Source organism: Nocardiopsis sp. CNT312 (assembly GCF_000515115.1).
Taxonomy (GTDB): Bacteria; Actinomycetota; Actinomycetes; order Streptosporangiales; family Streptosporangiaceae; genus Nocardiopsis.
This window is the reverse complement of sequence record NZ_AZXF01000033.1, coordinates 1-23,150: the sequence shown is the minus strand read 5'-3', so window position 1 is coordinate 23,150 and position 23,150 is coordinate 1. Positions and strand designations below refer to the sequence as shown.

The 23,150-nt window shown below is 68.8% G+C and carries 19 protein-coding genes and 1 CRISPR repeat array; of the genes, 15 read left to right on the top strand and 4 right to left on the bottom strand.

The window, feature by feature from the left end; translation table 11 throughout:
• Entirely contained in the window at nt 1–1,455 is a 1,455-nt protein-coding gene (csb2, locus tag B042_RS0115155) for a type I-U CRISPR-associated protein Csb2 (RefSeq protein ID WP_028649022.1), read from the top strand.
• Nucleotides 1,442–5,515, top strand: a complete 4,074-nt coding sequence (gene cas3u / locus B042_RS0115150; RefSeq protein ID WP_028649021.1) for a type I-U CRISPR-associated helicase/endonuclease Cas3 — start codon at nt 1,442–1,444, stop codon at nt 5,513–5,515. The genes csb2 and cas3u overlap by 14 nt, the downstream gene beginning before the upstream one ends.
• Nucleotides 5,516–5,645: 130 nt before the next feature.
• Nucleotides 5,646–6,407: direct repeats of the CRISPR family, unit length 38 nt; unit sequence GTGTCCACGGCTCCCAAGGAGCCGTCTCCGTTGAAGGA.
• Between the two features lie 191 nt (nt 6,408–6,598).
• Here the strand turns inward: cas3u and B042_RS0115145 are convergent.
• Together B042_RS0115145 and B042_RS0115140 are read right to left on the bottom strand one after the other, a co-directional pair.
• Nucleotides 6,599–6,778: a DUF397 domain-containing protein gene (locus tag B042_RS0115145; protein ID WP_028649020.1), complete on the bottom strand. Its 180-nt coding sequence runs from the start codon at nt 6,776–6,778 to the stop codon at nt 6,599–6,601.
• Entirely contained in the window at nt 6,775–7,536 is a 762-nt protein-coding gene (locus tag B042_RS0115140) for a Scr1 family TA system antitoxin-like transcriptional regulator (protein WP_028649019.1), read from the bottom strand. Before B042_RS0115140 ends, B042_RS0115145 begins: the two co-directional genes overlap by 4 nt.
• 98 nt (nt 7,537–7,634) lie before the next feature.
• Here B042_RS0115140 and B042_RS0115135 point away from each other — a divergent pair, with 98 nt between their 5' ends.
• Both B042_RS0115135 and B042_RS0115130 read left to right on the top strand, forming a co-directional pair.
• Nucleotides 7,635–7,919: a hypothetical protein gene (locus B042_RS0115135; protein WP_155989114.1), complete on the top strand. Its 285-nt coding sequence runs from the start codon at nt 7,635–7,637 to the stop codon at nt 7,917–7,919.
• A gap of 9 nt (nt 7,920–7,928) precedes the next feature.
• Nucleotides 7,929–8,597, top strand: a complete 669-nt coding sequence (locus tag B042_RS0115130; protein WP_028649017.1) for a helix-turn-helix domain-containing protein — start codon at nt 7,929–7,931, stop codon at nt 8,595–8,597.
• A 40-nt stretch (nt 8,598–8,637) separates the two neighbouring features.
• On the opposite strand, the gene B042_RS0115125 is transcribed toward B042_RS0115130, so the two are convergent.
• Nucleotides 8,638–9,669, bottom strand: a complete 1,032-nt coding sequence (locus B042_RS0115125; RefSeq protein WP_028649016.1) for a hypothetical protein — start codon at nt 9,667–9,669, stop codon at nt 8,638–8,640.
• 329 nt (nt 9,670–9,998) lie between these two features.
• The gene (locus B042_RS26595) at nt 9,999–10,241 is read right to left on the bottom strand and encodes a hypothetical protein (RefSeq protein ID WP_231494106.1); all 243 of its coding nucleotides are present in this window, start codon (nt 10,239–10,241) and stop codon (nt 9,999–10,001) included.
• Between the two features lie 740 nt (nt 10,242–10,981).
• Between B042_RS26595 and B042_RS0115120 the strand changes: the two genes are divergently transcribed.
• The 11 genes from B042_RS0115120 to B042_RS0115065 all read left to right on the top strand — a co-directional run bounded on the left by B042_RS0115120 (nt 10,982) and on the right by B042_RS0115065 (nt 22,215).
• Entirely contained in the window at nt 10,982–11,755 is a 774-nt protein-coding gene (locus B042_RS0115120) for a hypothetical protein (RefSeq protein ID WP_028649015.1), read from the top strand.
• 70 nt (nt 11,756–11,825) lie between these two features.
• A complete protein-coding gene (locus B042_RS23360) occupies nt 11,826–12,107 on the top strand; it encodes a hypothetical protein (protein ID WP_051415718.1) in 282 nt (93 codons plus the stop codon).
• On the top strand, nt 12,104–12,994 hold the full coding sequence (locus tag B042_RS0115110; RefSeq protein WP_231494105.1) for a conjugal transfer protein: 891 nt from the start codon (nt 12,104–12,106) through the stop codon (nt 12,992–12,994). The genes B042_RS23360 and B042_RS0115110 overlap by 4 nt, the downstream gene beginning before the upstream one ends.
• Before the next feature lie 41 nt (nt 12,995–13,035).
• Nucleotides 13,036–13,305 carry a hypothetical protein gene (locus B042_RS0115105; protein ID WP_028649013.1) on the top strand — a complete coding sequence of 90 codons (270 nt, stop codon included), beginning with the start codon at nt 13,036–13,038 and terminating at the stop codon, nt 13,303–13,305.
• Nucleotides 13,302–13,832, top strand: coding sequence for a hypothetical protein (locus B042_RS0115100; protein ID WP_028649012.1), 531 nt, complete (start codon nt 13,302–13,304; stop codon nt 13,830–13,832). Before B042_RS0115105 ends, B042_RS0115100 begins: the two co-directional genes overlap by 4 nt.
• Before the next feature lie 2 nt (nt 13,833–13,834).
• Complete coding sequence (locus B042_RS0115095) at nt 13,835–16,339, top strand: ATP-binding protein (RefSeq protein ID WP_028649011.1); 2,505 nt, start codon at nt 13,835–13,837, stop codon at nt 16,337–16,339.
• Between the two features lie 9 nt (nt 16,340–16,348).
• Nucleotides 16,349–18,388 (top strand): type IV secretion system protein, encoded by a 2,040-nt coding sequence (locus B042_RS0115090; protein ID WP_028649010.1) that lies wholly within the window; start codon nt 16,349–16,351, stop codon nt 18,386–18,388.
• A 96-nt stretch (nt 18,389–18,484) separates the two neighbouring features.
• A complete protein-coding gene (locus tag B042_RS23355) occupies nt 18,485–19,504 on the top strand; it encodes a C40 family peptidase (RefSeq protein ID WP_051415717.1) in 1,020 nt (339 codons plus the stop codon).
• Nucleotides 19,505–19,584: 80 nt separating this feature from the next.
• The gene (locus B042_RS23350) at nt 19,585–20,682 is read left to right on the top strand and encodes a DNA cytosine methyltransferase (RefSeq protein WP_036555204.1); all 1,098 of its coding nucleotides are present in this window, start codon (nt 19,585–19,587) and stop codon (nt 20,680–20,682) included.
• Nucleotides 20,683–21,041: 359 nt separating this feature from the next.
• Nucleotides 21,042–21,560 carry a hypothetical protein gene (locus B042_RS25115; RefSeq protein ID WP_197024327.1) on the top strand — a complete coding sequence of 173 codons (519 nt, stop codon included), beginning with the start codon at nt 21,042–21,044 and terminating at the stop codon, nt 21,558–21,560.
• 70 nt (nt 21,561–21,630) lie between these two features.
• Nucleotides 21,631–22,215: a hypothetical protein gene (locus B042_RS0115065; RefSeq protein ID WP_028649009.1), complete on the top strand. Its 585-nt coding sequence runs from the start codon at nt 21,631–21,633 to the stop codon at nt 22,213–22,215.
• The last annotated feature ends 935 nt before the right edge of the window (nt 22,216–23,150 follow it).

Here is a 23,150-nt window from a genome sequence, read left to right as displayed (position 1 = left end):
ATGGCGCTGGTGATGAGCGTGCGGCTGCGCGAGGGCCGCTACGACGCCGCCTCAGGGTGGGCGGAGACCGTGGAGTGGCCGCCCGCGCCCTCCCGGCTGTTCTGCGCTCTGGTGGCTTCCGACCCCACTCGTGAGGAACGCCTGGCCCTGGCCTGGCTGGAGCAGCAGCCCCCGCCCCAGGTGTGGGCTTCCGGACTGGAGGGACGGTTTCGCACGGACACCTTCGTGGTGACCAACAAGACCAACAGCGGGGGCGGCAGCACGTCCCTGCCCGGACGGACCAACGCTCCCCGAACCCGGGTGTCAGCGCTGCCCTCGGTCTCAGAAGTGGCGTTCGTGTGGCCCGATGCCGCCCCGAGCCGAGACGTGGTCCAAGTGCTGGGGGACCTGGCGTGGAAGGTGCCCTACCTGGGCAGGTCCACCAGCACGGTCGCGATCCGGGTGCACACCCGCCCCGAGATGCGGCCGGAGTGGACGGTCTACGAACCCACCACGCTCGACGGCCGCACCGACGCGGTGCTGGGTATCCCGTTCCCCGGATACCTGGATGCCTTGGACGAGGCGTTCGAACGCGGGGTGAGCGCCTGGGAGGTGGGCCGCACCATCGGTTACGCCGCCCGCCGCACCGCTCCCGCGGCATCTACCACTCCCACGGCGTCCCGAACGGTGCAGGGGCCGTTCGCGTCGATGATGGTGTTCGCCTTCGCCCAGCGCACGGTGCGCCCCGGCGCGGATGAGCTGCTGTCGTTGACCGGCAAACTCCGTGAGAGCGTCATGGCGCGCATGGGTGAGACCGTGCCCGCCCAGGTGTCGGGGCACGACGACCAACGGCGGCGCCATGTGGCGTTCGTGGGGCTGCCCGATGTCGGCCACCCGCAGGCGCGCGGCACCCTCTTCGGTCTGGCCCTCGTACTGCCCCGCGACCTGGAGCCCCAGGCGGCTGCCGCGCTCCACCAGACCATGGTCCGGGACCGCTTCACCCACCTCAACCGCGGCCACGGGCCCGTGTTCAGGCTGGACTACCAGGCCGAACCTTCCGGCCCGCGGGCCCTGGACCCCTCTCGGTGGGCGATGCCGTGGCGCGGCTCCCGGGTGTGGGTGAGCGCGACCCCGCTGATGCTGGACCGCTACACCCGACCCAACTCCGACCTCGCCCACTGTGTGAGCGAGGCGGTGGTCAACGCCGGCTATCCCGCGCCCGTGGACGTCGAGGTGTCGCAGGCGCCGTTGACGCAAGGGGCGATGCTGCGTCCCCGCCAGGGCAGCTATCCGAAGGGGCGTCCGCGCCGCAAGGTGCTCCACGCACGTATCGAGTTCCCCGAACCGGTCACCGGCCCGGTCCTGGCCGGGTCGATGCGCTACCTGGGGCTGGGGTTGTTCGAACCTGTGCCGGATGCCGACGTGCAGGCCCCTGGGTCCGAGCGTGGGCGGGAGGTCGTCCATGCAGCGCAGTGATCTGCCGACGTTCGCCGAGTTCTACACCGCCGTGCACGGTTACGGGCCGTTTCCGTGGCAGAACGCGCTGGCCGAACGCCTGATGGCCGGTGAGGCGTGGCCGGAGGCGGTGGACGTGGCCACCGGTCTGGGCAAGACCAGCCTGCTCGATATCGCCCTGTATGCCATGGCGGCGGGGGCTGTCGACGCCCGCCGCCGCGTGTTCTTCGTCGTGGACCGCCGCCTGGTGGTGGACGAGGCCTACGAGCACGCCACCGAGCTGGCCGCAGCGATCAACAACCCGCACACGGCCAAGCCGGAGCACGCGCCCGTGCTGGAAGCGGTGGCATCCCGGCTGCGCAGCCCCGGAGACGGCGGCGACGTGGTCGAGGCGACCCGGATGCGCGGCGGCACGACCTGGTCCTGGCAGTGGGTGCAGCGCCCTGACCGGTGTGCGCTGGTCGTGGGCACCGTGGACCAGATCGGTTCGCGTCTGTTCATGCGCGGCTACGGGGTCTCCGATCGTCTGCGCCCCATCGACGCCGCGTTGGTGGGCACCGACAGCCTCATCCTGGTTGATGAGGCCCACCTGGCTCAGGCGATGCTCACCAGCATCGACGCCGCCACCGCCGACCAGCCCGCGAACCGGCCGCACCGGCCGCGGCTGGTGCAGCTGTCGGCCACCGTGGACGATCCCGACGGGCACAAGCGCACGCACTCCACCAGTGAGGACGACCGCACGCACCCGGTGGCCGGCCCGCGGCTGCGGGCCCCACGGCGGATGTACCTGGTCCAGCCTTCGATGACCCGCGCCAACGCCGCCAAGGTGGTCCCCGAACAGCTCGTCTCCTGGGCCTTGGCGCTGGCCGACGAGCAGGCCCCCGGGCCCGTGGTGCTGGCGGTGTGCAACACCGTGGCCCGGGCCCGGTCGGTGTTCGACCTGCTGGCCCGCCGCGGGGTGGACGCCGACCAGCGTGTGCTGTTGACCGGCCGCAGCCGCCCCGTGGACCGTGAACGGCTCATGGACCTGTTCTACGAACGCATCAGGGTCGGACGCAAGACTCGGGAGAGCGCACCGCTGTTCGTGGTGGCCACCCAGACGGTGGAGGTGGGCGCCAACATCGACGCCGACGCGCTCGTCACCGAGTCCGCGTCCATGACCGCGCTCGTCCAGCGGTTGGGGCGCCTGGCCCGTGCCGCCGACAAGCGCCCTGAAGGTTGGGAGGCCAGAGCGGTGGTCGTCCACGACACCTCCGTCGGCTCCGACGACCCGGTGTATGGTCCCGCACGGCAGGCCACCTGGGAGTTCCTAGCCCAGCAGGCCGCCCCCGTGGCGGCCAGGAAGGGCCGTACCTGCTCGGTGAACGACCTCGGCGAGGGAGTGAATGCCTCTCCGGAGGATTTGGCGTCCCTGCTGGATTCGGCCACCGCTGAGCAACGCCGGGCCCTACGGGAGGAGACCAAGGCGCCGCCGCTGCTACACACGGGGATCCTGCGCACCTGGGAGCACACCGCTCCCACTCCGGCGACCGATGTGCCGGTGGCCCCGTTCCTGCACGGTATCGACACCCGCGATCCGGACGTGGTGCTCGTCTGGCGTGAGGATATCGACCCCGGCACCTGCCTGGATCCGGACAGCGGCGAAGTATCGGCGCAGGTGGCCGAACTGCTGCGGGCCGTGCCGCCCAGCAGCGAGGAGCAGCTCCAGATCTCGGTGGCCGCCCTGCGCCGCTGGCGCGCCCACCGTCCCGACGAGGCGGCGCGCCTCGACGACCTCGAAGGCGGCGCGGCCGAGACGGTCGAACGCACGGGCCGGACCGAGTACGTGCTGCGCTACCGCGGCCCCGACGACCTGGCGCGCATCACCATCGACCAGGTGCACCCGGGGGACCTGATCATCGTGCCCTCGCGCTTCGGAGGGTGCGACGCGTTCGGATGGGCACCGCACTCGGCCGCACCCGTGGCCGATGTGGCTGACGCGGCCGCACGCCGGGGACGGCCACTCATCCGCCTGCACCCGCGGCTGGGCGCAGCCTTCACCGACGTAGACGGCGCGTCGAACGGCGATCTTCTGGAGGTGCGTACCGCCCTGCAGGAGATGGTGGACCTGGACGCGGCTCCCGAGGAAGGGGAGAGCCCGGTCGCTGAGGATCCCCCCGAGGCCGACGCCTACGCCCGCGTTCTCGCCCGGGTCACGGCTGCGCTCGAACGCAGCGCGCCGGGCCGCCCACTGGCCCGACGGCTGTCCACCCTGGCCTCTCCAGGGAACGGCATGAAGCTGCGGGTGCGAGTCCTACCGATGGACCAGAACCCCGCAGTGTTGCCCCGGAACGCGGAAGGAGACGAGGAGCGGCAGACCAAGGCCGAGCGCCCGGCGCGGCTCATCGTTCTGAGCCTGTCCCGGGAGTTTCGGGGCAGCGACGCCGACGAAGCCTCTACGTCCAAGAACGCCACGCCGGTTCTGCTGGATGAGCACCAGGAGCAGGTCGCCCGCCAAGCGGTGGAGTTCGCCCGCAACGTCGGGCTGTCCCCCGACCTGGTGCACGCCGTCTACCTGGCCGCGCTCTGGCACGACGAGGGCAAACGGGACCCGCGCTTCCAAGCGATGCTGCACGGCACCACCCCGCTGGCTCTGCCCGCGGGCCACGCACTGGCCAAGTCGTTGGAAGCCCCCGGCGACGCCCGGGCCCGCCGCCGGGTACTGGCCCAGTCGGGCTATCCGCGCGGGATGCGCCACGAGGGCCTGTCCACCCTTCTAGCCGCCCACTACCTGGACCAGCCCCCTTATCGAGGGGTTGACCGGGAGCTGGTGCTGCACCTGATCGCCTCACACCACGGCCACTCCCGGCCGTTGCTGCCCGCGGTCAACGATCCGGCCCCGCAGCGAATCGACGTGCCCGGTGCCGACACCGAGGTCTCCACCGACCAGCTTCTGGACTGGGACTCCCCGGCGCGTTTCGCCCGTCTCAGCCAACGGTTGGGCCGGTGGCGGCTCGCCCTGGTGGAGTCCGTGGTGCGCATGGCCGATATGTGGTGTTCGGCCGGCCGCGAGGTCACCGCTCCCGCCTACACCCCGCCGACCGCGTCCACAGCCCCGTCCATACCGGTAGCCGGCATGCCCGAATCCACCGTTGGCTTGCCCGCCTTGGACGGGCGCGACGGGCTCGGGTTCCTGGCGGCCCTGGGAGTGCTGCGCCTGCTCGACCAGCACCTGGAGCGGCCGGTACGCCTGTCCTTCGATCCGGTGATGGCCACCGCGCAGATCACCAGCACCCTGCCCGATCTGGAAGCGATCGCCCGCACGCTGGAAGAGATCGCCGCAGACGTTCCCGAAGGCGGCACGCTGCCCGGTGTACGGGCTCAGTGGCCGCCGCAGATCGGTGTCGGCGAGGACCCCATGCGTGTCCCGCGTCAGACGTTGGCCGGGGCTGTGGACGAAGCCGTCGAACTCGGCGGCGAGCAGGCCCGTGCGTGGCTGCTGGCGATCGCCACCGACCTGGCTGCCGACCGCAAGGAGCGGGTCGCGCTGACCCCGTTCATGGCAGCAGCGGGTGGGCAGAAGGCCGCGACGTTCTTCTCCAAGCCCTTCGAGCTCGTACGCAAAGATCCGGCGGTCATCAGGCAGGCGTTGGAGCGGTGGCGACGGGTAGACGGGTGCACGGGCGAGAACCTGGATCACCGGGCGATCCACACCGCCGCCTACATCGGCGACGGCGGTTCCCGGCCCTGGGGCGTTCCCGGCGCGACATGGCTGGCCACCCACGCCCTGCCGCTGCTGTTCCTGGGCGGCGACGGGTGTCGGGCACGGTCCGTGCTCTGGCACCGCCGTGGCCGCAGACAGGTGATGCTCTGGCCGGTGTGGCGCAATGAGCTGGGAATCGACGCGGTACGTGCCCTGCTTGACCACCCGGCTCTGGTGCCTGAGTCTGTCGCGGAGGAAGATGGGTCTGTGGGGCTGAGGGTGAGCCGGGCCAGGTTGTCCCCGTTGGGGGTGCTGACCGCCGGGGCGGCACACCGGCGCCCCATCCCCGGTAGCTCTTCGGCGGGGGTTCTAACCCCTACCGGCGTCACCGTCGTTTAGAGCGCGAACCTTGAGTGCACGCCGAATCCCAGGGAGGTTCCCAACCACGAATCACCACAAAACACCCACGAAGCTGGCTGCCGAGCAACCAAGCGCAAAGCACTATCAGCGTTTTCGCAGTTCAAATGCTGTGTCCACGGCTCCCAAGGAGCCGTCTCCGTTGAAGGAGCTCGGTCATCAGGCCGCGCGCGTCAGCCACCGGAAGTGTCCACGGCTCTCAAGGAGCCGTCTCCGTTGAAGGGAGGACGGCTACAACTCGCCGTGCCGCCCCGAAACGGTGTCCACGGCTCCCAAGGAGCCGTCTCCGTTGAAGGACCACCCGCAGCATCCCGTTCCTGGCGATGGACGCCGTGTCCACGGCTCCTGAGGAGCTGTCTCCGTTGAAGGGGCTCCACGATGTTCCTGGTCATGCTCGCGTCGCTGTGTCCACTGCTCTCAAGGAGTGGTCCCCGTTGAAGGCACATCCTGGAGCCCCAGACGTGGGGGCGGGTGGCCGTGTCTACGGCTTCATAGGAGCCGTCCGTGTTGAAGGTCCTACAACGCCGAGGCCAGAGGCGGTACGCGGGTGTATCTACGGGTCCGACGGGGTCGTCCACATTGAAGGGTGTTGCACGCCTCCGGCGCGGTCCGGATTGTGCGTGTCTACGTCTCTGATGGAGTCGTCCATGTTGAAGGGTGGCCGCCGGAGCGGACGCTGGCGGGGGCATCTCGTGTCCACGGCTCCGATGGAGCCGTCCATGTTGAAGGTCCCGGTGGCGGCGTGTGCGGATAGAGACGGCGGCGTGTCCACGGCTCCGATGGAGCCGTCCACGTTGAAGGCCGCCCGCGGTCTCGTGCAGGGCCAGGCCATAGGCGGTGTCCACGGCTCTCAAGGAGCCGTCTCCGTTGAAGGGTCAGCCGGATGGTGTCCAGGGGCAGCAGTCGGCGGATGTACACGAATCTGCCGGAGTCATCCATCTCGGCGACGCGCGAATGCTGACCCCCTATGAGTGAGGGGATGACGGGACTGGGCTGCGCTAGGGGATCAGCACCTTGTGTCTACCGCATACACAAGGCTTTTCGCGGCTCGCTATGGTCGGCTCGCTAAAGCTGGTCAGTGCGCACAGAGGCCAGAAGTCCAGCCCACTGGTCGGCGGGGAACTCCAGGTGGCCGAGCGCCCGGTTCTGAGTGTCGCGTACCAGCGTCCCGGTGGCCAGCTCGCGCACCTCCACGCAGTGGCCCCCGGTGTTGCTGTAGGTGCTCTTGTGCCAGTCGGTGTTCATGCGAGTTCCTTCAAGGCTTGGAGGGAGAGCCGGGCGGGAAGCGCCTCCGCCATAGCCCCCGTGACCAGTGCGGCGAGTTGGTCATTGCGGTCGGCGTCGTAGACGACGTTACCGTATATGTGATCGCTGGATATCACGGTCTCCCCGGTATCCAGGCGGAACACCAGCACCGGCGACGTCACGCTCAGCAGGATCGCCCCCTCCGGCACCAAATGGACCCGGAGCCGCCCCTGTTCGGTCAGTTCCACCAGATGACGTGCTTGCTCGGCGCGCACCGCGCCGTCGAAGCCGGTGATCCCGTACACGGGGAACACGGCGGTGATGCGAAGCTCGGGCAACTGGCCCAGTCGCTGCGTGCGGATTTGCGCCAGACGTTCGATCTCGCTATCCGAGGCGGCGGGGTGCCACGCCCGGAACACCGCCCCCGCGTACAGAGGGCTCTGCAGGTACCCGGGCACCAGCGTAGGAGAGGCGGCTTGGACGTACCGCGCCCGCGCCTCGATGTTCAGCAGCGGCCGGGCCCACTCGGGCGTCGACTTGCCCGACTTGCCCATCCGCCACGCCGAGATGATCTTGCCCCCGGCGTTGAGGAGCTGCTCCAACTGCTCGACGGTCTCTCGGAATGGCAGGGCATGCCCGCACGCCCACCGGGACACCGACGCCGCCGAGCACCCCAGGTGATTCGCCAATTGTTGCTGGGTCAGCCCCGCAAGCTCGCGGTAGGTGGTGAGCACTTCATGGAAGGGGGGTTCGCTCATACGCGCAATATTACGCGCCGCTCCCATTTCCTGTCAGGAAGTTACAAGAATCGTGCGAGTTCTGGAGTAAGATGCCCTGTTCGGCCCACGCTGGCAGCATGGAATTTGAAGACACGCGCGTCACCTACCTGCGCGACCTCCAGAACGCCCTGACCGCCCGGCAGTTGGGCAGCAAGCTCGCCCAGACCCTTTATCAGGGCGAGTTGACCCCCACCCTGTGCTGCGACCCCTACCTGGGCCAGGTCGCCGTCCGGGTCGAGGACGACCAGTTCACATTCCTCGGCGTCACCACGTCCCGGGTGAGGGTGCCCGTCAACCGGCCCGGCGAGTGCGTTAACCGACTGATCACCGAGCGCGCCGGGCGCGTGGCCAGGCCCGTGTGAGGAGTGGGGATGACGTTCTTCCTGTGCAGGCACTGCGGCAGCCCGCGCCAGGGCGGGTCGCCCGCCTACCGATGCACCTGCATCCCCTCCCACGTGTGGGAGGACCCCGGAATGGCCCAGGCCGTGCGCACGCTGAACCTGTCGGCGGTGATCCGCTTCCTGCGCCGCCACCCGGACACCGAGCACCTGCCGCAGTCGGCTCTGGCCAACATCAGCGGCCTGTCTCCATCGGTCGTCTCGCGTCTGGAGAGCGGCGGGCACGCCACCAACATCCGCCGCTGCGTCGAGGCACTGGAGGCGCTGGGCGCACCGAGGGCGGCCGATGAGGACCGGCCCGGACCGCGCGGCAACCGCCGGCCCGCGCACCCGCAGGCGCCGTCTTCGGATCCGGGGGTGCCGTGCGTGGTCATCACCTGCCCCGTCCCCGTCTACGTGCAGGTGGTCGACCCGAGCACCGACCCCGGGGCCCAGCCGCCGCGGCACCGGGGCGAGATCGCCTTCGTGGCCGATGAGGCCGGTCCGCGGCTGATCCTCACCCGCGACACCACCTGGGGCGTGAACAGCACCCCCAGCGGTGCCACCGCCTGGTTCGCCCTGGACCCTTCCGCCACACCCGCACTAGAGTCCGGTTCTTCCAGCCCTGAGCCCCAGCCACAGACCGACACGACGGCGGGGTGAATCCAGTATTCATGTGTCGCCGAACACCCCCCGCTCTGTGTTACATGGCTGAGGAGCTGAGGAACTTCTCCGAAGACGGGTAACCGTACTGGCGCTCCAATTCGAGTCGGTGCTGCCGTACGACATCAAACACGGTAGGCCTCGTGTTGTTACTCAGGCGTTGCGGGTACCTGAGATGCCGCAAGTCGAGGCGACCGCCCAAGTCGCTGACCAGATCAACGTAGGTGCAGTCATCGCTGTAGAAGTGGCTGATCGGCTGCTCATCCCAGCAAGTCTTGAGCTGGACGCGCAAGCCGTCCTTGCGGTCGAGGAGGAGGTCGAGGATCTTGCGGGGCGGGCCGCTGTTCTGCCATTCGAACTCGATCGCATAGCCGTCTTCGCTGCAGGAGTTGAACCACATGTCGTGGGCGGCAAAGGGGGCGCAGATTGCTGGCAGTCGGCGCAGCACGTCGGATGCAAGACGGCTGGTCCGGTAGTAGCTGTTGCCGATCCCGTACCGTCTGGGCCAGGTTTCAGTGAACGCCCGTTCGGCGGTGTGCCAGTCCGTGGGGCACTCATCCCAGAAGAAGACGGAGCCCTCGTCCCAGGACGCCTTCGCGATCAGGACGGCCTTTTCCCAGATCTCAGGACTGGCCACCGGGATCTCGATCCTGCCGGGAATCCCTGGCACGGAGAGGATGGCGGTGCAACCGACTGTTCGGTACCGCAGGCCGGGCAGCCCATAGACTTCGACGTATCCGTCATCGGCAGAGTCTGCGAGCTCGTCCGGACTGGACATGGGAATGAGCGCGCTGATGATGTCCGGCAGGAAGCGGGTGGGGATGCCGAGGGCGATACTGGTCGGTGAAGGGTCGACCCACGTGATCCCGAAGCCCAGGATGTCGTGGTGCCAGCATGCTGGGTTCCATTCGCCGATGCGTTCCAGGGCGTGCGCTTCCAGGAACGCTTGGGGACCGACGGCGACAGGGATTGCGCCGCACGTACGGCCGTCTCGCCGGATCGATTCCAGTGCGTGCGCGTGGGCCTGGTGAGTGTAGCGTTTCCGGCGCCTGGCGAGCCTGTTCTTGGCCATGACGTCTCCGACTCTCGCGCTGCCCGGCCAGCGCCGTTCGAAGTACCGACATGACGTGGATCACCGATGCTCGGTCCTGCGTCGTGCGGGTGGGGTGTGAGGCCCCTTCACCCCGTGGTTGGCCTTTGCCGGGAAGACCGACGGGGACGGTTTCCGCGAGTACCGGGAGTCCCTCTCCACGCACGAGCATGAGGGAGGGTGATGCCCAGCATCAAGCCAACACGCCGCGTTCCCTTGGTTTCCCTCGTCGCGGCTGACCAGGCGGTGAGGCCGACAAGGCCCCTTCGAGTGCCGTCTGGATCCATACGCCTGTGTCCTACACAGGGACTTCAGCCGCCGCTTCCGAAATGGAGGAGCGGAATATCGTAGAGGTCGGGGTCTGGGACTCGGTGGACCTGCGGTGATGCGACCTCGACGAGCAGCAGCTCGGTGAGGAACTGGACCTGGGCACCGAGCAGGTGGCTGGTTGTCGGCGCCAGGTGGCAGACTGCACCCGGTTCGCTGACAATATGCGGCACCTTAGAAGCCGATGGTGACAATCGGCGAAGGCGGGGCACCTGGGCATCCAGCATCGCCTGAGGACGCACGGGGCCGATGGGTTTCGGGGAGAACTGGCCGGGTTCTGCCACCGCGAACCATGAGTGCCCATGGAATCCCGGGGAGGTTCTTAACTCTGAATCACTACAAAACACCCAGAAAGAAGGACGACTTAGGGCCAGTTGCATCGAGATTTCAGCGTTTCTCCAGCTCAAATGCTGTGTCTACGGCTCCATAGGAGCCGTCCACGTTGAAGGTGGAGGTCCGGGCCGAGGTAGCGGACCGTCGCCCGGGTGTCTACGGCTCCATAGGAGCCGTCCATGTTGAAGGCTGCTGCTGGTCGCGCAGCACTAGGGGGCGCACGGGTGGTGTCCACGGCTTCCTGGGAGCCGTCCACGTTGAAGGGCGTAAGCGGACTTGAAGTCCGCCTCGGCGTACACGTGTCCACGGCTTCCTGGGAGCCATCTCCGTTGAAGGAGGTTCGGCCGATCCCACGCGGACTGGGTCATGCAGGTGTCCACGGCTCCGATGGGGCCGTCCACATTAAAGGGCTGGCGTTTCTCGTCAGGAAACATCGACTGGGGAACGACCGACCCCAAAGCCTGTGAAGTACCTGATTTCGGGCTTTGAACTGCGCAAACACCACTGACCGAGCAACAGCCCCATCCCAACCCACCCGCGATCGTTGCCTCTGCGTGATCTTCGGCAGCCGGAGGCGGCAAACCCCTTCTCCTGGAGTGGCACCCACAGCAACCGCTTCACCCAGGGAGAACACGTGGGTAGTGCCCTCAACATCATCGACCGGCTCATCCACCAGTGGGACGACTTCACCGAGGACACCCCGGCACAGCACACGGTGCAGAACTGGTCGGCCGCCGACCCGCGCCTGCGCGGCGCCCAGACCCTCCACGACATCGAGAACTTGGCCCGCGGCCCCATCACCGCACACACCGACGAACTGTTCCGCGCGCTGCTCGACAAGGCCGCCCTCACCGGAGCCGAGGGCGAACTGGCCTCACGCACCGTCCTGCAACTGATGATCGGCCGCGTCATCCACACCTCCCGAGCCATGACCGGCTACATCCGTGACGCCGACGAGCGCACCCAGCTCGCGGTCGTGGCGATGTACGACGCCATCCGCACCTGTCCCACAGACAAGGACCGCTACCTCACCCCCCACCTGGCGTGGACGGCGCACCGCACCGCGATGAACCTGGCCAGGGTCGGCTCCAGAGAGATCCCCATGGCGGGCGTGGGCGTGGAGCGCACCACCGAGGACGAGCCCGCACCGCACCCCAGCGAGGAACTGGCGCGGCTCCTGACCTGGTCGGTCGCCGAGAACGTGCTCAGCTCCGATGAGGCCACCCTGTTGGCGCACCGCTACGGCGACGAGTCCCCGGGACGGCCCTCGTGGGTCAGCATCGCCGACCCCCGCTCCGTCGCCGACCGGGCGGGCGTCAGCCCTGCGGCCATGCGGCAGCGCTGCAGTCGGGCCGCGCGCCGCCTCGCCGCAGCCTCCTCCCGCTACCTGGACCACGACATGCGCTGAGTCACGGGCCTGCCCGGATCGGGCTTGCCGTTGATGACCGTGTTTCCACGACAGAAGGCCTCTTGTGCGCATGAATGACTTCGACGATCCGCTCACGCTGGGCGGCGCCGACCTGCTGACCGAGGACGAACGCACCGTGGGCCTGGCCTACCTGCGCCTAGCCCCACTGCTCCAGGCCCTGCAGGACCAGCCCTTCCACGCCCGCCTCTACGACGACCTGCGCGCCTACCTCGACGGCCCGGCCTATGACGCCGTAGACGCCTTCAACCGGCTCCGCGAGACAGGCACCACCCACCTCAGCGAACGCCTCGACGCACTGGACCCGGCCGCAGAGGCGGGGGAGTGGCAGTGAACACAGACCCCGAGCAGGTGCGCGCCGAACCCTGGTTCAGCCCGGTCCGACCCCGGCGCGCCCGGACCATCACGGTCCAGCTCATCGTCTGGCTCGCCCTCCTCAGCGGACCAGCCGCACTGTTCGCCCAGCTCAACCAGGGCGGACCAAGTGAAACCGCTACCGGACCGGAACGGTCTACCGACCACGGGCCCGCCGCGGTCGCCGTCGCGGGGTGGGCCGAACGCGCCATCGCCGCCTACGCCGAAGGAGACCTCGACACCGTCCGCGTCCTGTACCCGACCGTCACCGACCGCCAGCTCGACGAGCTGCCCGCATCCCCCGACGCCCCGGTGCGGGTCGGCACCGTGGCCGTCGAACGCCTGGGCGAGCAGTGGTGGCAGGCCACCGTCGCCCTCTACCCGCCGCGAACAGACCCCGCCGCCACCGCGGTCCGCTACCTGACCCTGACCGCCCACGGCCAGGGCACCACCTGGGCCGCGCTGGACCTTCCCGCCGAAGCGGGCACCTGGACGGTCGGCGAGCTGCCCGCCCCGCCCTACGCGCCGGGGCGGCTAGCCGACTCGCCCCTGACCGAGACCGTCGCAGGGTGGGCGGCGGCCTACCTCACCGGCCAGGGCGAACTCGACCGCTACCTGGCCCCCGACACCGCCCACCCGCCCGTGGCGCCCTATGCCCGGGTGGAGGTCACCGGGGTCCACGCCGCCGAACACGACCAGGAACGGGCCGCCGCACCGCCCGGTGAAGGCGCCACCGTGTCGGTGCGCGCCGACCTGGTCGCCACCGACCACAACGGTCTCACCTGGCCCATGTCCTACGCCCTGGAGCTGACCTCGCGCGGCCAGCGGTGGGAGGTCAGCGCCCTCACCCACCCGCCCCTGACCTGACCACCACCTCGCACCGTCCCCGCAACGAACGGAGCCCCACCGTGCCCGACACCGCCCACGCCAGTGTGCTGGAGTGGTACGACACCAAACTGTCCGAGGTCACCGCGCTGGTCACCCCCACCCTGTGGATCATCGGCGTCTTCGTCGTCCTGGTCGCCTACCTGATGTACCGCAGCTGGAAGAAGGCCGCCATCGCCGGCCTGGGCATGGCCATCGTCATCGCCATCGTCAACTCGGTCACCGGACTGTCCGACATGGTCGAAGGCGAGTTCGCCACCGGCGCGCCCACCGAGCACCACCAGCGGGCGTGACACCGCCCCAAGGGGCGTCCGAGCAGCACGGCCTGCTCGGACGCTCCTACACCAAGGCCCGCCGCTACCCGTGGATGATCGGCAAGATCCAGGGCTGGACCCTGCCGCTGGGCCCCTTCACCGGCCTGCAAATCGGCGTCCTGGTCACCTCACTGTGGCTGCTGGTGCAGACCGCCCGCCTGTGGAGCGGGCTCGGCCCCCTGGCCGTGCTCCCCCTGTGCCTGCCCATCGCCGCCACCTGGGCGGTGCGCCACGCCCACATCGAAGGCCGCCCGCCGCTGCACGCCCTGGCCGGATACCTGTCGCTGCTCACCGCACCCCGCCAGGGCACCATCGGCGGCCGACCCGCCACCGCCCTCAACCCGCGCCCCACCCGACTCACCGGAGCCCTCACCATCGAACCCGCCACCAGCCCCCGACCCGAACACGAGCCACCGCCCCCTGACCCGGGCCTGCGCCCAGCACCCCGGCCCCGCCCCACCACCCTGCGCGACCTGCTCACCTCTGACGACCAGGAACAGGAGTAGCCATGCGTCTCCCGATCACCAGCATCGTCGGCAACCTGGCCTGGACCGCCAGTGGCCGCGTGTGGGCGCTGTGGAAGGTCACCCCCACCCCCTACCTGCACTCCAGCCCCCGCTCGCGCGCCGACCAGCACGCCCAGACCACAGCCCTGCTCAAACGCCTCACCGGCGAACCGATGCTGCTGTCCCTGTGCGCCCGCACCCACGCCGCCGACACCATCGACGCGATGATCACCGGCGTCGACCTGGACGCCCACCCCGAATGGGCCGAGGTCGCCGACGCCACCCTGGACTGGCTCGACGACCTGGACATGAGCGAGCGCACCCACTGGCTCGCCCTCCCCCTGCCCACCGACCGGCCCGCCCTGCAGCTGCGGTCCCTGGCCGTCAGCGCCGCCGCCGCACTGGGCGCACTGCTGGGACTGCCCCCCGCCCCGCCCACCCCGCACCAGGCCCAGGCCTACGCGACCAAGGCCGCCCGCCTGATGCGCCAACTCGACGGACAGCCCGCCCTGCGTCCGGCCACCCCCGCCGAGCTCGTGTGGATCCTCGCCCACTCCCTGCGCCGAGGACTGCCCGAACCCCTGCTCAGCGACACCGCACACGCCGACCGCTCCCTCACCGGCTCCGGCACGGGCCGCCTGCGCGGCCCCTGCCTGGCCGGGCTCGGCGAGGCCCGCCTCACCGAAGGCGGCACCCCCCAGGACACGACCCCCGGCCCCTCACCGCTGCGCCGCCGCTGGCTGCAGGTGGAGACCGCCGACCACGGCACCGCCTACCAGGCCTTCCTCACCCTGGCCGAGATGCCCACCGCCTTCGCCTTCCCCGGCAGCGAATTCCTGGCCTCCCTGGACGCCTTCCCCGTCCCCGTCGACTGGTGCTCGCGGCTGCGCATCGTCCCCAACGCCGAAGCCGACTCCAAAGCCCGCCGCAAAGCCCGCGAACTCACCGCCCAAGTCGACGAGTACGACGGGGAGAGCGCCGGCGTCCCCCAATCGCTACTCGAAGCCGCCGCCGACCTCGACGACCAGCGGGGCCGCCTGCAGTCCTCACGCACCGAAGTGGAGATCCAGTCCGCCACCGCCCTGTGCGTATGGGGTGAGACCCCCGAAGAAGCCGACCGGCACGCCGAACTGGTGCGCACCACCCTCTCGGCCGCCGACTACCAGCTCGTGCGCCCCACCGGCGGCCAACTCGCCCTGTTCACCGCCATGCTCCCGGGCACCCCCACCCCGTCGGTCCTGACCGAATGCACCCAACACCAGCTCGCCGCCGACTACGCCATGGCCATGCCCTGGGCCAGCACCGACGTGGGCGACCCCACCGGCGCCCTGCTCGGGGTGTCCATGGACGGGGGCACCGCCCGCCCCGTCCTACTCGACCTGGCCCAAGCGCCCCGCCAGGACGCCAGCGCCTCCCTCGGCGTGGTCGGAGAACTCGGCGCCGGCAAGTCCGTCCTACTCAAAGCCCTCCAAATCGGGCTGGTCGACCGCGGTGAACGCGTCATCGCCATCGACCGCACCCCCATGGGGGAGTGGGCACGCTTCGCCGCCCAGGCAGCCCCCGACCGCCACCAGATCATCCGCGCCGACACCGACGCCCAGGTGTGCCTGGACCCGCTGCGCGTCTTCCCCCCACAGGTGGGCGCCCGCTACGCCAAGTCCTACCTGTCCCTGCAACTGGGCGTGGCCCCCATGTCCCCCGGCGGCCTGGCCCTGGCCCAAGCCGTCGACACCGTCACCGCCACCGCCAACCCCAACATGAACGCCGTCATCACCGAACTGGAGAACACCGCTGAGACGTCAACACCAGCGCGAGCAGAAGAGGCACGGCAGTTGGCCGGTCTGCTCACCGCGGTCGCCCAAGACAAGCTCGGCCATCTGATCTTCGGCGACCTTCCCCCGCTGAGCCTGGACTCCGGCCACGATGAGGCCGCCTTCACCGTCTTCCACACCAGCGGCCTGACCCTGCCCAAGAAGGAGATCTTCGGCTCTGAGTGGCATATGCAGCGCCAGCCCCTGGAGACGCTCATCGGGCGCGCCGTCCTCTATGTCATCGCGGCCATCGCCCGCGAGCTGGCCTTCGCCGACACCCGCTTCACCGCTCTGGCCCTGGACGAATGCCACTGGCTCACCAGCTCCACCGAGGGTCAAGACCTCGTCCTCGAACTCGTGCGCGACGGCCGCAAACACGCCGCCGGAGCGCTCCTGGGCTCCCACGACCCCAGCGACTTCGGTGACGAGATCGTCCGCGGCCTGCTGGGCAACAAGTTCCTGCTGCGCCACCGCGACACCACCCTCGCCCGCCACGGCCTGGACTTCCTGGGCCTGGACCCCGACGACCAGGCGATGGTCGACCTGGTCACCACCAACCTCTCACCCACCGGCGACCCCACCCGCAAAGGCGAAGCCCTCTACCTCGACACCCGCCGCCGCATCGGCCGCATCCGCGTGATGATCCCGCCCGTGGACCGCGTCGCCACCTCGATCCTGACCACCCCGACCGACTAGGAGAGCCCGATGCGCGCACGACGCCGGAGCCCCGCACAGCGCCGCGCTGCCGCGCTGCTGACCGCCCTCACGGCGCTGCTGCTCCTGGGCTCCGGCACGGCCACCGCCGCCCCCACCGAACCCACCACCACAGACACCCCTGAAGGGCTACTCGCCCCCTTCACCCTCACCGACCCGCACGGCGTCCCCTACGACCACTACGACATCACCGCTGACACCGGCGGCTGGCAGGACTGGCACCTCAAGCTCAACCTGTGGCTGTCGGACTCGGTCATGGCCACCAACCGCACGATCGTCGGCGGAGCCCTGTGGCTCCTTGACTGGGCGTTCCGGTTCGAGGTCGCAAGCCTGATCACCGAACCCGCACACACCGTCGGCCAGACCTACCAGACCGAGGTCATCGACCGCCTCGGCCTACCCGCGTTCTTCCTTCTGCTGGGGGCAGCCTGGTGCGGGGTCCAGATGATGCGAGGCCGCGTCGCCATGGGCGCGGGCGAACTGGCCGTCACCCTCCTCATCTCCGCCCTGGCCACGACCGTGCTGGCGCACCCGGCCGACGTGCTCCTGGGCGAGGACGGCATGCTCATGCACACCCGCGACACCGCCATGGCCCTGACCTCGGTCACCGTCACCCAGGGCGCATCGGTCAGCTCCGATCCCCAGCAGGCCGCCCAGCCCCTCACCGACGCCCTCACCGACGTGCTCATCGTCCAACCCCACCAGGCCCTCAACTACGGCGAAGTCCTGGATGAGACGCACCCCTGCTGGGACACCTACCGCCAGGTCGTCCAAGACGGCCCGTGGGGGGACGACGACACACCCCGCGACATGATGAACGACGCCGGGTGCGAGGACCTCGCCGAGTACAACGCGTCCCCCACCATGGACCGCCTCCTCGGCACGGTCCTGCTTCTGGCAGCCTCGCTCATCGTCAACCTGCTCCTGCTCATCCTGGTCTGCGTCCTGCTCATCGCGGTCATCGCCATGGGCATCTACGTGGTCCTGTGCCCCCTGGTCCTCGTCGCAGCCCTCCTACCCGGCGGCGGCCGACAACTGCTGTGGCGCTGGATCGGCGGAGTCGTCAAGACCCTGCTGGCGATCATCGCCATCTGCGTCTTCATCGCGATCTTCACCGTCATCATTGGCGCCTTCATGGACGCCTCCACCGACCTGCCCCTGGTCGCCCGCTTCGCACTCGTAGACCTGGTCGCCCTCGGCGGACTCATCGGCCACCGCAAACTCATCAACGCCGGCAACCGCGCCAGCCAACGCCTTTCCCGCAGACTCGAAACCGCACGCCTGGGCGGCACACGCGGCCCCGGCTGGCTGGGCCCCGCACGCGGCACCCCGGGCCTGTCCCCGATCTCCGCCACCGGCGCCCTGCGCGATGCCCGCACCGAGTTCAACCGTGTCGCCGACCCAGTCCGCCGAGTCAGCGCCGCGGCGACCAAAGCCTGGAAGGGCCACCCCAGAGCCGGCAAACCCGCCCCGCCCGGCGCCGGTCGCCTTCACCAGCGCCTGAGCCAGAGCCGCGGCGGACGCCTCGCTCTAGGCACCGCCAAAGCCGCCAGCATGATCGGCAAGGTCGCCCTCGGCTCCACCATCGGCGCGCCCATCGCACTGCCCAAGGCCACCGCCGTGGTCAAGACCGCCGCCAAAGCCCGCTCCGCCGCAACCAAGACCAAGCTCGCCCGACACGTCGTCTCGGCAACCCGCACCGGCAAGCAGCTCACCAACGCCTGGAAACAGACGGCCCCCGCGCGCGCAGTACGCACCGCTCTCGAAGACGACCGTGACGCCACCCGCACCCGGGACGCCCTCCGGCAACGCCACGCACAGCGAACCCGCTACGACCACGACTTCGGCAACCCACCCCGGCAAGGAGCCGGCAACCCGGAGACGGACCTCGACAACTTGACCGGGCCCCCTCTTGCCGACGACCAACTTGTCGCCATGGACGGCAACCACGGCAACCGTCGGCTGCGCGGACAGATCCGCGCTCACCTCAAGCGACGACAAGAGACCGACCGTAGGAGCGACCGCAGGTAGGTGTAGGTACCCATCGAAACCAAGAAGAAGACCGGGTGGATCCTCTGCGCGACCGCTGCACCCATCCTGCTGCTCGCCTCGTGCGCCCTGCCCCCCATGATCGGCCTGATCGCCATGACCTCCGCCTCACCCGACCGAGCCGACGCCCCCGCAGACATCGATGGTATCCCCGAGGTGCTCTTGGACGCCTACCAGCAGGCAGCCACCCAGGTCACCGAGCACGCCCCCGACTGCGAAGGGATGACCTGGGCCGTGCTCGCCGGTATCGGCAAGGTCGAATCCAACCACGCCGCAGGCACCGAAGTCGACGAGGACGGAACCATCACCCCACGCATCATCGGCCCCACCCTGGACGGCTCTGGCGCGGGCGGCAACACCACCACGCACACCGACACTGACGACGGCCAGTGGGATGGCGACGACGACCTCGACGCCGCGGTCGGCCCCATGCAGTTCATCCCCGCGACATGGGTCTCCACCGGCACCACCACCCGCGACAACGCGGACCCCGACCCGCACAACGCCTACGACGCGACCCTGACCGCCGCCATCTACCTGTGCGGAACCGAGCCCACCGACCTGTCCAGCCCCCACGACCTCGAAGACGCCCTATGGCGCTACAACCAGTCGACCGTCTATGCCGAAGACGTCATCGGATGGATCGACACCTACACCCAGATGAGCGAACCGGCAGAGGCCCTCACACGCAGCGGCAGCCAGGACGACATCATCACCGCTGCCGAGGACTGGCTCGACACCCCCTACTTGTACGGCGGCGCCTGCAACGACCCGGCCACCGACCGGTGCGACTGCTCCAGCCTGGCGCGCTACGCCTACCGGCACGCCACCGGCATCGAACTGCCCCGTACCACCTACGACCAAGTCCTCCTGCCCGACACCGACGCCCGCTTCGTCCGCATCCCCCCCAACCGGCCCCAGGACCTGCGCCCCGGCGACCTGCTCTTCTTCGGCACCCACGCACCCCAGGGCATCGGACACGTGGGCCTCTACATCGACGACGACCGCATGATCGAAGCCCCCCGCACCGGCCTGAACGTGCGCATCACCACTTGGCGGAGCCGGATCAACTACTACGGCGCTGTCGGACTGCGCTGAGCCCGTCACACACCTGCCCTGCCAGGACTTCTCACTGATGTACCGCCCCACAGCCTCACGGCGGCACCTGGAAGGAGAACATGACCGACCCCGACCGGCCCTGGACCGTGGGCTCCCTGTGCACCGGCTACGGCGGCCTCGAACTCGGCCTGGCCACGGCCCTGGCACACGTGCGCACCGCCTGGTGCGCCGACCCCGACCCCCACGTCGCCGCCATCCTCCACCAGCGGTTCCCCAGCGCGCCCAACCTCGGCGACATCACCCGCCTCCACCCCCACGCCCTGGAACCCGTCGACATCATCACCGCAGGCTTCCCCTGCCAGGACGTCTCCAGCGCGGGACGCGGAGCAGGGGTGGAGAGAGGAGCACGCAGTGGCATCTGGACCAACGTCCTGGAGACGGTTCGCCACCTGGAACCCCCACTCGTCTTCCTGGAGAACGTCGAAGCCCTCCGATGGCACGGACGAGGACTCGACAAAGTACTCGGCGACCTGGCCTCGATCGGGTATGACGCACGATGGACATGCCTACGCGCCAGCGACGTCGGCGCACCCCACCGCAGGGAGAGGATCTTCGTCCTCGCCGCACCTGCTTCCCACACCCCAGGCCCGCGACAGCGACCGGGGCGGCACCGACCCCGCGCGACGACGCGCCGCCGGGCGGCAGGTCAACCTCACCGACCTCATCACCGTGTGGCCCGCACCGGCAACGCGCACGAGCGCTACCAGCCCCTGCACGGCACCCACCGCCGCAGCCCCGCACCGCCCGCTGCCGGACAGCGAACCCCTACTGCCGCCCACACCGCCAGCCTCGGACACCGCAACCCCGGGAAGACGTGCCGGTGCCGGATCCCAGCCGCCCCTCAGCCAGGTAGCGCTTCCACCGGGTGTCGAACCCACCGCCACGAGCCAGGAAACGGACACCCCAGCCTCGACTGGGGCGCCTACGCCCCAGCCATCCACCGATGGGAACACGTGCTCGGACGCCCCTCACCCCGACCCCACGAGACCGGACAGCGCGGCCGCCCCCGACTGAGCCCACCGTGGGTCGAGTGGCTGATGGGCCTGCCCGAAGGGTGGGTCACCGACTGCGGCCTCACCCGCCCCCAGCAACTACGCGCCCTCGGCAACGGCGTCGTCCCGGCCCAGGCCGCCACGGCGTTCACGCTCCTGCGCTAACCCCCTACCACGCCCACCGCATAGGAACACCAGCGCCGAAGGAGTTGCGACCGAACCGGGGCTCCCGCAGTGCTTTCCCGCAAGCAGTACGGGAGCCCCGACCCTCAGAAAAGAAACGCCGCAGTTCACCTCTCCAAACCCGAAACAGGGGTTGACACATGGGTTGACGCAATGGTTGACACATGGGTTGACCTATGGGTTGACACATAGGTTGACCCAGGGGTTGACACGCTGGTTGACAAGAACGCCGCGCGAAGAAACCCTCAACCCCTGCCACTGGTGCGATCCCGGGTGCCGGCAAACTCCGACATCTTACCTACCTGTACACCTGAACCCATAAGAACACTAAGGATCCAGCCATGCCCAGCCCGGGAGATATCAAACAAACACTGGCACCGAAGGTGCTCGAATTCATCCCCAACATAACCGTGATCCACATAGCATTGCTCGCCACCATCAGCGTCACCACCATGATCGCGGTCCTCTACACCAGAAAAGCACTCATCAAACGACAACTAAAAAACCGAGTATCCGCACGCCACCTTCCCGTCACCAAGTTCGACCCCTCCGCCGAGGAGGTGCACCGCGCCGCCCGGCGCCTCACCCGCACCCGCCCGGCCCTGTGGGCGGCGGCCCCCGCCCCCGGGGCGGCCGTAAGAGTGAGGCTCGCCACAGAGGAAGGCGGGATGCTCACATACCGCCTGGAAGGCCCCCAATCCGCCCGCTCGATCATCGAAGGCCGTTTGTTCGACGGAGTCGAAGTGTTCCCAGAAAAAGCCGGAGGAGGAGAATTAGGGTCGGAGGAGAAAACTCCCCACGCGAGCCCAGAGGAAGGCGAAGGAGGAAACTCCGCCGAGGTTGGACAATCCCCAGGGTGAAGATAAAATGGTTCATGTCCGAAAGGGAGATTCGGGCGCAACCGAGAGTCCTTCGCATCAAGGAGAGCGCATGAACCACCTCTGGAAAATGTCCAGCACCGAACCCAACATGGCCGAAACGGAAATCAGCGTGAGACCCACCGCCGAAGGCTGGCACGGCGTACTGGGAATCGACGGCCCGACGACGAACGGTGCCAGCGTCTCCGCGGTACGCACCGGCCTGGCCATGCAGGTGAAGCAAGCCGTCCAGGAATGGGTCGACAACGACCCCAGCGGCGTGCAGATCAACCGGATCCGCCTGTTCACCCACCTGGTGACCGAACACGCGCGCGCCGGAGCGCATCAGGGGGCGGCGATCGAGGTCGCTGCCTTCGCCGACCGCACCGCCGAAGGGTGGGTCGCCCGCACCCTCACCGGACACCTCACCGCGTCCCCGGAGGAACGGGAGCGACGACTCATCATGGAGATCCTGTCGGGAGTGCCGACCTCGCACGTCGAGGCCAAGGCAGGCACGTTCATGGAGGCCCAGGCCGCTCTGGTCACCATGGTGATGCAGGAACTCGACTTCGACAGCGGTCCGAGCACCCCCGACTGGAGCGCCCTGCGGCTGATCGTCACCAGCCGCAAGACCCTGGAGCTGGCGGCTCTGGCCTAACCTGCCCCGATGCAGCGTGCCCCGCGGTCGTCCACCGCGGGGCACGCTTCTTCCGTGTTCCCAGGCAGGGAGACAACACCTGGGCGGTGAGGCTTCCTGGCGGCCAGCAGCGGGGGCGGACCATGATCCAGGCAGGGCGAGGATCACGAGACGCTGCCAAGGACCGGAGGACCGCGACAGGGACTTCAGTTCGGAGGTCCTGTTCAGCTCAACGGCCTGTCGGGGGAGTGGTGTTGGATGGTGGGTGTGGTTGAGTCCGAGGATGTTTTTCAGCGACACGCCGGGGTGCTCCGCACTACCGGAGGGTCGCTGAAAGTTCCGACTCAGATCGATGCGCCACATGGCCTGTGGCCAGCGGCTTTACCGTCGGGTCCTCATCGCCCCTACGAGGGGTAGCAACATGAGCAGGACCCCGAGTTTGCGGTCCCATGTGCCGTCCTCATCGCCCTTGCGAGGGGTAGCAACGTCATGCGGTGGGGTCCTCGGACCAGGCGTCCCGCGTCCTCATTGACCCTGTCAGGGGTAGCAACTCGTGATTGCTATCCACTTCGTGCAGCATGAGAACCAAGGGGCGCGCACCGTATGTATGGGAGAGCGGCGCGCGCCGTGCCGCCTTCCGAGAGTCCAGTCAAGGAAGAGGCCCCCACCACTGTACTCAGGCCTGGTGGTAACAACCCGTGGAAGTAGAACCTCTTCTCGCCTGTGAGTGGGAGCCTGTGGACCACCTCTTTTTGTAGGATGTAGCTCCTGAAGAAAAGTGCTGAGGCTGCTGCGGAGAATGCCCTGATCAAACAGGTCGGACACGGACATGCAGCGGCCCTGTTGGCTGACAGTCTCCATCGCGAATCTTCCAACTTGTTGATATTTGTATCCTTTCCCGTTGCGTAGCGGATGAGTGAAGTTCAGTCGAATTTGCCTTATATCAATAGACTCAT

Excerpts from the sequence above, each read along its gene's own strand:
- B042_RS0115090 (WP_028649010.1), top strand. The coding sequence starts at position 16,349 with ATGCGCGCACGACGCCGGAGCCCCGCACAGCGCCGCGCTGCCGCGCTG.
- B042_RS0115145 (WP_028649020.1), bottom strand. The coding sequence starts at position 6,778 with ATGAACACCGACTGGCACAAGAGCACCTACAGCAACACCGGGGGCCAC.
- B042_RS25115 (WP_197024327.1), top strand. The coding sequence starts at position 21,042 with ATGCCCAGCCCGGGAGATATCAAACAAACACTGGCACCGAAGGTGCTC.
- B042_RS0115140 (WP_028649019.1), bottom strand. The coding sequence starts at position 7,536 with ATGAGCGAACCCCCCTTCCATGAAGTGCTCACCACCTACCGCGAGCTT.
- cas3u (WP_028649021.1), top strand. The coding sequence starts at position 1,442 with ATGCAGCGCAGTGATCTGCCGACGTTCGCCGAGTTCTACACCGCCGTG.
- B042_RS0115135 (WP_155989114.1), top strand. The coding sequence starts at position 7,635 with ATGGAATTTGAAGACACGCGCGTCACCTACCTGCGCGACCTCCAGAAC.
- B042_RS26595 (WP_231494106.1), bottom strand. The coding sequence starts at position 10,241 with ATGCTGGATGCCCAGGTGCCCCGCCTTCGCCGATTGTCACCATCGGCT.
- csb2 (WP_028649022.1), top strand. The coding sequence starts at position 1 with ATGGCGCTGGTGATGAGCGTGCGGCTGCGCGAGGGCCGCTACGACGCC.
- B042_RS23350 (WP_036555204.1), top strand. The coding sequence starts at position 19,585 with ATGACCGACCCCGACCGGCCCTGGACCGTGGGCTCCCTGTGCACCGGC.
- B042_RS23355 (WP_051415717.1), top strand. The coding sequence starts at position 18,485 with ATGATCGGCCTGATCGCCATGACCTCCGCCTCACCCGACCGAGCCGAC.
- B042_RS0115125 (WP_028649016.1), bottom strand. The coding sequence starts at position 9,669 with ATGGCCAAGAACAGGCTCGCCAGGCGCCGGAAACGCTACACTCACCAG.
- B042_RS0115095 (WP_028649011.1), top strand. The coding sequence starts at position 13,835 with ATGCGTCTCCCGATCACCAGCATCGTCGGCAACCTGGCCTGGACCGCC.
- B042_RS0115130 (WP_028649017.1), top strand. The coding sequence starts at position 7,929 with ATGACGTTCTTCCTGTGCAGGCACTGCGGCAGCCCGCGCCAGGGCGGG.
- B042_RS23360 (WP_051415718.1), top strand. The coding sequence starts at position 11,826 with ATGAATGACTTCGACGATCCGCTCACGCTGGGCGGCGCCGACCTGCTG.
- B042_RS0115065 (WP_028649009.1), top strand. The coding sequence starts at position 21,631 with ATGAACCACCTCTGGAAAATGTCCAGCACCGAACCCAACATGGCCGAA.